General features: G+C 60.8%; 5 protein-coding genes. 4 read left to right on the forward strand and 1 reads right to left on the reverse strand.

The window, feature by feature from the left end:
• From AB4043_RS08695 to AB4043_RS08710, 4 genes are all read left to right on the forward strand, one after another.
• On the forward strand, positions 1-622 hold a 622-nt coding region (locus AB4043_RS08695; RefSeq protein ID WP_442306870.1), incomplete at its 5' end, for an FAD-linked oxidase C-terminal domain-containing protein.
• A complete protein-coding gene (locus tag AB4043_RS08700; RefSeq protein ID WP_442300205.1) occupies positions 622-1,833 on the forward strand; it encodes an FAD-binding oxidoreductase in 1,212 nt (403 codons plus the stop codon). The genes AB4043_RS08695 and AB4043_RS08700, both read left to right, overlap by 1 nt.
• A gap of 2 nt (positions 1,834-1,835) precedes the next feature.
• A complete protein-coding gene (locus AB4043_RS08705) occupies positions 1,836-3,188 on the forward strand; it encodes a (Fe-S)-binding protein (protein WP_442300206.1) in 1,353 nt (450 codons plus the stop codon).
• Between the two features lie 96 nt (positions 3,189-3,284).
• Positions 3,285-5,126: a diguanylate cyclase domain-containing protein gene (locus tag AB4043_RS08710; RefSeq protein WP_442300207.1), complete on the forward strand. Its 1,842-nt coding sequence runs from the start codon at positions 3,285-3,287 to the stop codon at positions 5,124-5,126.
• Between the two features lie 268 nt (positions 5,127-5,394).
• Here AB4043_RS08710 and aceB read toward each other — a convergent pair whose 3' ends face one another.
• A complete protein-coding gene (gene aceB / locus AB4043_RS08715) occupies positions 5,395-6,999 on the reverse strand; it encodes a malate synthase A (RefSeq protein ID WP_442300208.1) in 1,605 nt (534 codons plus the stop codon).
• Positions 7,000-7,128 lie beyond the last annotated feature (129 nt).

Genomic DNA, 7,128 nt, shown 5'->3' on the forward strand with positions numbered 1-7,128 from the left:
GGTCGACGGGCCTTTGGCCGAGGTCAAGCTGCAGGCAGAACAGGTGTTGGAACTCTGCCGTAAAAACGGCGCTCTCGAGACACGCCATGCGGTCGACGAGGCGGATCGCCTGCTGATCTGGAAAGGGCGTAAGGCAGCCTTCGCCGCCGCCGGCCGCCTGAGTCCTAACTACATCGTGCAGGATGGCGTCATTCCCCGCACCACGCTCCCTGTCGTTCTGGAGAAGATTGCCGCCATGGCCAACGCGGAAGGTCTGCGGGTTACGAATGTCTTTCACGCCGGAGACGGCAACCTGCATCCCATCGTGCTCTATAGCCGTGACAACCCTGGCGAAGAGGAGCGCGCCATCGATCTCTCCATGCGCATCCTCGACCTCTGTGTCGAAGCTGGCGGCTCCATCACCGGCGAACACGGTGTAGGCCGCGAGAAGCAGTGCAGCATGAGCTATATGTATGCTCCCGCCGATCTGGCAACGATGCAGCGCGTGCGCCGCGCCTTCGATCCTGACAACATTGCCAACCCGGAGAAGCTCTTCCCCACGCCACGGCTTTGCGGTGAGCAGAAGCGTGGCCACTATGTTCCTCATCCGGTGGAAGCCTCCGGCATTGCGGAGGTCTTCTAATGCAGGTACTCACCAATCTCGCTGAACATCTGGCTCCACTCGTTGGGTCTGAGTTTGTCGTGGAGCGCAATGGCGTCTTCGTCGTTTCTCCAAAGGACACCCACGAAGTTGCCGCGATCACGGGCTTCGCCGATCACCATGGGCTGAAGGTACGGCCCACCGGCGGCCGCACGAAACTTATCTGGGGAGTTGCAGCCGAGCCACAGCTTGAAATCTCTCTGCGGCGCCTGAATCGCGTTGTCGATCATCCATGGCAAGACCTTACCTGCACCGTACAAGCAGGCTGTACCTGGGAGACGCTGCAGCAGACACTCGCGCGGCACGGTCAGTTTGTTGCGCTGGATCCGCTATGGCCGGCTACGGCTACCGTTGGAGGAATCTGCGCAACCAACGACTCCGGTGCTCTGCGTCATCGTTACGGCTCTCTGCGCGACCAGGTGCTCGGCATGACCATTGTGTTGGCCGATGGCACGATTGCCCGTACCGGCGGCCGCGTGGTGAAGAATGTCGCCGGCTACGATCTACCGAAGCTGATGGTCGGTTCTCTCGGCACATTGGCTGTCATCACCGAGGTGACCTTCCGCCTGTATGCCCTGCCGCGCTACGCACAAAGCTTCACTGTGGCAGCGGAGAGCGCCAAGAAGCTTGCACCCCTGATGCAGGCGATTCGCGATAGCCATCTGGCTACGCAGGCGCTGCAACTACGCGGCGACACGTCAGGCTTCGCGTTGGACATTCAACTCAACGCGCATCCCGAGGCAAAGCAGGAGGCTATGCTGACGGGACTGGCGCGACAGCATGGCATGGCAATCAATCCGTCATCGCCTGATGTATGGACAGCTCGCGAAGACGTGATGAATACACCGGATGCCTTTCTGGTGAAAGTGACCGGCAAGCCGTCGGAACTTTCATCCAAGGCTGCGAACGTTATCCAGCTTGGAGGGCGCTGCGTCGCGCAGGCGATAGGCATCCTCTACGCCTGCTTTCCAAATATCAGCCAAACGTATTCCGCACTGGGAAGCCTCTCTGCGCATACTGATGCTGGTTCAATGACAGTTTTATCGATTCCTCAACACCCTCAGGACGACCCGACGCCACCATGGGGGCCGGAAGAGCCTTCTTCACTGATGACGATCGTCAAGCAGCAGTTCGATCCCAACCAGACACTTAACCCGCTGGCGGCTGAGCCAGCTGCGCAACCGGTCCGCTAGCCATGTCTCATCTGCACCAGATCGAAGCTCCTCCCAAGCCCTCGGCCTTTGACCCGCATCATCCGCCGTCAAAGGAACTGCTCTCCGACTGCGTCCATTGCGGCTTCTGCCTCCCCGCATGTCCCACCTATGTACTGTGGGGCGAAGAGATGGACTCGCCTCGCGGACGCATCTACATGATGGCTAAGGCCACGCAGGGGGAAGCCGGTCTGGATCAGACCTTCCGCACGCACATGGACAACTGTCTGGGCTGCATGGCCTGTATGACCGCGTGCCCCTCCGGCGTGCAATACAACAAGCTCATCGAGGACACCCGCTCACAGGTCGAACGCCACATTCCCCGCGCGACCGATGACTCTCTGTTTCGCAAGCTGCTGTTCGCCACCTTCCCTCATCCCGCGCGGCTGCGCCTGATGGCCTATCCCATGTTCGCCTATCAGCGGCTTGGACTGCAGAAGCTCGTTCGTGCCACCGGGGTTCTGAAGCTGCTGCCCAAGCGTCTGCAGGCGATGGAGGCCCTGCTGCCTCGTGTGCCTGACTCGCTCTTCCGCAGCCACATCAACCCGTCTAAGACCAAGGCGAACGACCGTCCGCGCGTCGGTCTTCTGACCGGCTGCGTCCAGCAGGTCTTCTTCCAGCATGTGAACGAAGCTACCGCGCGAGTGCTGGAGGCCGAGGGCTGCCAGGTCGTCGTCCCTGAGAACCAGCAGTGCTGCGGTGCCCTGATGGTGCACTCCGGTGTCGAGCACGAAGCCCTGCGGATGGCCAAACAGACCATCGCCCAATTCGAGGCAGCCAATGTCGAATACATCGCCATCAACGCTGCCGGGTGCGGTTCCACGATGAAGGAGTATGGCTTTCTGCTCCGCGACGACCCGCAATGGGCTGAACGCGCTGCGGCTTTCAGCGCGAAGTGCCGCGATATCTCGGAGCTACTGAGCGTCCTTGAACCTCGAAGCCCGCGGCATCCCCTGCCCTTGCGGGTCGCATACCAGGATGCCTGCCACCTGCGCCACGCCCAGGGTATCTATGCCGAACCGCGGAATCTGCTAAAGACCATTCCTGGCCTGGATCTCCGCGAGGTGCCCGAGGCCAATCTCTGCTGCGGTTCAGCGGGCATCTACAACCTTGTTCAGCCCGAACCGGCAGCCGAGCTTGGTGACCGTAAGGTCGACAACCTGCTTTCGACCGAAGCGGAGGCGCTCATCTCCGCCAACCCCGGCTGCCTGCTGCAGCTCCAGGCCGGTCTGCGCCGGCGTGGCCATGCGGAGATTCCCACCTTCCACATGGTGGAACTGTTGGATGCCAGCATCCGTAATCTGTCCGCAGAGGATCTACTGCATCGCCGCTCCTGATGTGGGACTCCGATCTCTCCATCAGGACAAGTTTCGGTAGCGGGAAAACGGATGGGGCTACAATCCCTGTAGATATCAGCCGTCACATTCATCCGCATGAACCGATCGGTCTCCGGCACGCTGAGCATTCCCGCACTGCTGATGACGCTCGTCGCCACATTTCTGGCGACGTGGCTGACCCTGGGTGTGCTTGGACGCAGCGATCAACTGATCTATCTCTGGCCCCTGACAGGTCTGCAGCTTGGCCTGCTGCTGCCCTTATGGCCACGTGACTGGGCGGCTGTTCTCGCTCGCCAGGCTGCCGGTGCTGTCGGCCTGATACTGGGTGCTGCCGTCGCCGGCCTGCCGCCAGGCATTGCCCTGATGATCGGCCTGATCAATGCCTGTGAGGTGTTTCTTTGTGGCTGGATCATAAGCCCGGCCGTAACGACCTTTGACGACCTCAAGGAACGCGCGCACGTTCTACGTTTCGGTATCGCCGCCATCGTTGCTCCGGCCGTGATGGGTAGTTTCGCCGCTATCCCGGTGGCTCCGGTCACCCACCAGAGCTTCCTGCATGTGGCTACGACCTCCGTGCTGTCAGACGCGCTTGGCATCGCCATCGTCATGCCGGTGGTTCTGTTTCTTACCAGCGGAGAGTACAGAACCTTCAAGAAACTACGGCCGTACCTTCTACGAACGATCCTCACCGGAAGTGCCTTTGTGGCTACGGCGGTTTACGCATTCTGGCAGAATCAGAATCCGCTTCTCTATTTCGTTTTCCCGCCCATGGTGATCATGGTGCTCGCTATGGGCCTGGAAGGCGCCACCTTCTCCGGCGTGGTGCTCACGATCGTAGGCACCACCGCAACCAGCATGCATCACGGTCCATTCTGGCTGACGGTCAATGCCAGCGCCGAGCATCGCATGGTGCTCTTGCAGCTCTTCCTTATCGTCAGCGCTGTAACGGCGCTTCCGGTAGGCGCACTGCTGGATGAGCGGCGCCGCGACGCCCGGTCCGCCGAAGAAGCGCGTTCCATCTACCAGACGCTGCTCCAGAATGCCGAGGACACCATCATCCTGTCCTCTTTCGATGGAACACGGCGGTACATCTCACCGGCGATCAAGACGCTCACCGGCTGGACCCCGGCCGAGTTTCTCGCGATGGATCGCATGCAGACCTTCCATCCGGATGACCGCGACATGGCCCGTCTGGTAATGGAGAGCATGGCCAGCGGCAAACGTCAGCATGTCATCCGTTACCGCATCGCGCAGAAAGAGGGCGGCTACCGGTGGGTAGAGGCGGTCGCCCGTGCCTACTTCGACGAGGCGTCAGGCGCGGTCATGGGCTACGTCGGCACCATCCGCGATATCTCCTCACTGAAACAGACAGAAGAGATCTGGCAGATGGAGCGCGAGACATTGACGCGCGAAAAACTGGCCATGGCCAGGCTGGCCAATACGGATGCCCTGACCGTTCTGCCCAATCGCCGGGCCTTTGACGATGCTCTGCTGCGACAGCTGAGCCGTGCGGCAGGCGTCTCGATCATGATGATCGATGTGGATTTTTTCAAGGCCTACAACGATCTGTACGGCCATCAGGCAGGCGATGACTGTCTACGGCAGATTGCACAGGCATTGCAGAGCAAGGTCGGACGCGGAGGGGATGTCGTTGCCCGCCTGGGAGGCGAAGAGTTCGGCGTATTGCTGCCGGGAGCCGACGCGGGCGGTGCCCGCCGTGTTGCGGAATCCATGCTGAACGCGATCTGGGAGCTGGATATCCCTCACCAGAGCTCCCCGATCGGGCGCATCACCATCAGCATCGGCATCGCCAACTGGGCCGATATCCGCGAACATGACACGGCGCTCCTGATTCAACAGGCCGATCGCGCCCTTTATGTCAGCAAACGCGCGGGTAAAAACCAGGTGACCATAGCCGGCACGCCCGTAGCGGTTTAGGCAGAACCGCACTTTTATTTTTGTCATTTCGTAGCGCTCGGGGTCCCCGGCCAGCTTTGCTGGCTGGGGTGAAGGATAGCGGAGAAGTCTGCTTTTCTACCGATTCGTCCCAGTCTGGGTGCCCCACCCTCACAACGTTAGGGTGGGCCTGGAAGCCACAAATCTCCATTTGAAGGACGGATCGAGCTCCGCTCGATCTCCCACATAAGCTCCGCGTATGTGGGGCACCCCACAACAAAACAGACTTCTCCGCTGACAAAACAAAAAGTTACGCGAACGTCTCTTCTCGCAGCACCTGCGTATACGCCGGCAGCGTGAGGAACTCCGGGAACTTCTCTGCCCGGACCAGGTCCCGCATCAGCACTGCGGCTTTGGCATAGGACTCGCTCCGCTCCGTATCCAGCGTCGGCTTCAGCTTTTCCAGCTCTTCATCGATGGTCTGCTCTACGAGCTCCGCCGTCACCGCCCGGCTATCGTTCAGCTTTGCGTGATGGTGGATCCACTGCCAGAGCTGCGCGCGGGAGATCTCAGCCGTTGCTGCATCTTCCATCAGGTTGAAGAGCGGTACGCAGCCGATGCCGCGCAGCCACGCTTCCACGTATCCCAGACCGACGGCCACGTTCTGGCGCAAACCCGCCTCTGTGATCTCTCCTGCCGGAATCTCCAGCAGATCGGCGGCGGTCGCGGTGTACTCCGGCAACTGCTTCGCAATCTGATTCGGCTGCGGCATGATGCGGTTGAAGACCTCGAGCGCTACCGGCACCAGGCCGGGGTGGGCCACCCAGGTACCGTCGTGTCCGTCGGTCGCCTCGCGCTCCTTGTCGGCGCGCACTTGCGTCAGGGCCTTCTCGTTCGCGACCGGGTCTGACTTGATCGGAATATAAGCTGACATGCCACCCATGGCATGAATCTGGCGGCGATGACAGGTCTTGATGCATAGCTTCGAGTAGCTGCGCATGAAGTGCGTCGTCATGGTCACCTGACCGCGGTCCGGCAACACCACGCTGGTGTCGGCGGCGAGCTTCTTGATGAACGAGAAGATGTAGTCCCAGCGGCCGCAGTTCAAGCCGGCCGAGTGGTCGCGCAGCTCATAGAGAATCTCGTCCATCTCGAAGCTCGCGAGAATGGTCTCGATCAGCACCGTCGCACGGATGGTGCCCTGAGGAACGCCCAGCAGATCCTGCGCCTTCACGAAGATTTCGTTCCAGACCCGCGCCTCCAGATGCGACTCCATCTTCGGCAGGTAGAAGTACGGTCCGCTGCCCCGCGCCACAAGCTCCTTGGCATTGTGGAAGAAGTACAGGCCGAAGTCGAAGATCGAGCCCGACATCGGCTCGCCGTCCACGACGATATGCCGCTCCTCCATATGCCATCCACGCGCGCGGACGAACAGCACTGCCGTCTGCTCATTGAGCTTGTAGCTCTTGCCGGTCTTCGCATCCTCGAAGGTGATGGTGCGGCGGATCGCGTCACGCAGGTTTGCCTGGCCTTCGAGCAGGTTGTTCCACAGGGGCGTGGACGAGTCCTCAAAATCGGCCATGAAGACCTTCGCGCCCGAATTCAGCGCGTTAATGATCATCTTCCGGTCTACCGGACCGGTGATCTCCACCCGGCGGTCCTGGATATCGGCCGGGATCGGAGCACAGCGCCAGTCACCCATGCGGATGTGCGCGGTCTCGTGCAGGAAGTCGGGCTTCTCTCCGGCGTCCAGAAGCGCCTGGCGCACAACGCGTGCCGCCAGCAGCTCCTTACGGCGCGGATTGAAGGCGCGGTGCAGCTCAACCACGAAGGCAAGTGCTTCAGGAGTGAGGATTTCGGCGTGAGCGGCAGAGACGGGGGCGTTGATCGTGACACCGGAGATGTTCAGACTCATGACTTGGATATAGTACTTCCCCACGGAATATCATGCAGAGCGACGGCATGTGGTCCAACTTCCCGTCAGTCAGAAGTTGGACCACACGCCCAGGGAGAGTGGATGGATCGGCGTGAGTTTGTAACAGGT

The organism is Terriglobus sp. YAF25 (assembly GCF_052113305.1).
Taxonomy (GTDB): domain Bacteria; phylum Acidobacteriota; class Terriglobia; order Terriglobales; family Acidobacteriaceae; genus Terriglobus.